The organism is Zobellia sp. OII3 (genome assembly GCF_002211465.1).
GTDB classification, from domain to species: Bacteria; Bacteroidota; Bacteroidia; order Flavobacteriales; family Flavobacteriaceae; genus Zobellia; species Zobellia galactanivorans.
In genome coordinates, this window is the sequence record NZ_MWRZ01000031.1 from 1 (window position 1) to 1,421 (window position 1,421).

A 1,421-nucleotide genomic window follows, 5' to 3' on the forward strand; every position below is an offset into this window, starting at 1 on the left:
CCTCTTTCAACCGCCTGTAGAAATTGTTCTTGGGGATTCGCTCGCTCAACTGGAAATGGGCGAACAGTTTTTCTTGATACTCCTTTTTTCCCTGCATACCTAAAATTAACGACCCAACGTTAAGATCTCCTTTAGCCTATGTGGTTTTTTCGTTAACTTGTGCAACAGGCACAACACCTATAAACAATACGGGCTTGGATGTTAAATACGAAGGTCTGTGTATATTTATGATGTCGCGAAATCTTTGGGATTTCGCTTTGGACAATAAAAAAAATAAAACAAAACCAAAAGATTTCGCTATGTGCGTGGCGGAAAGCAAACGCTAGTTTGCTCCCGTACTGTTCATAGCTCAACCGTTACCTGCAAGCTAAAAAACATCGTGCTTAATAATGAACAGTCAGAAAATCAGCAATATTTTAGAACATTTCGATTATCGTCTGTTGGAAAACCCTGAATTTAAGGAAGATTCAGTTCGTGAAGAAATAGTTCTTCCGATAATCAAAGGTTTAGGGTATAGTGCAAATAAACCAAACCAAATTATTCGGAGTAGAAATTTAATCCATCCATTCGTTGCAATTGGCTCGCAGAAAAAGAAAATTTATATTATTCCAGACTATCTTTTTGAAGTCAATGACAAACCAAGCTGGATTTTAGATGCAAAGTCGCCTACGGAATCAATAATAAAATCTAAAAATGTTGAACAGGCATATTCTTACGCAATTCATCCTGAAATAAGAGCAAGATTTTTTTCGCTCTGTAATGGAAAAGAATTTGTCCTTTATAGTGTAGACAATTTTGAACCACTTATGCATTTCCAAATTCAGGCAATACCACTATACTGGGAAAATCTTAAAGCTATCTTATCGCCTAAAAATGTATTTTCAACAAATAGTCTTGAATACAAAAAAGATTTAGGATTACACCTAAAACGGCTTGGATTTGACAAAAATACGATTTTGATTTTCCCGCAAATACCAGTTACAAACATAACTCAACTTGACAATGATATGTTCACTATCAATGTCGGCGGAGCTACTTTAAATGACACAACTTATGTGGCAACATTTGATTTTCATCTAGACGTTCTAAAACAACTGAAAGGAAAAATTCCTGATGACGGATTTGAAATGTTATTGACTCGTAAAAAAGAAGGTCGTGTCGCTGTACGATTTCCGGACAGAGCTTATATGGTGGATGTAGAATGTGAAATCGGACAAAAATTGGAGGAAAATGATAAAGAAATTTTCTTGCCATTAAAATTAACACGAATAATAAACTGAAAAAAGCCAGCAGGTAATCGAGTGGATGGCTCCGCCATCAAATGACGGAGTGCACCCCTCACACCACCGTACGTACGGGTCTCGTATACGGCGGTTCGTAAATCATCAAACCAAGGCTCTTTTCACCCTTGGCACTATCTT

General features: G+C 36.9%; 1 protein-coding gene. It reads left to right on the plus strand.

Annotated features, from left to right (window positions below; genetic code table 11):
- Window positions 1-389: 389 nt before the first annotated feature.
- Window positions 390-1,280 (plus strand): type I restriction enzyme HsdR N-terminal domain-containing protein, encoded by an 891-nt coding sequence (locus tag B4Q04_RS22345; protein ID WP_088698187.1) that lies wholly within the window; start codon window positions 390-392, stop codon window positions 1,278-1,280.
- The last annotated feature ends 141 nt before the right edge of the window (window positions 1,281-1,421 follow it).

Excerpts from the sequence above, each read along its gene's own strand:
- B4Q04_RS22345 (WP_088698187.1), top strand. The coding sequence starts at position 390 with ATGAACAGTCAGAAAATCAGCAATATTTTAGAACATTTCGATTATCGT.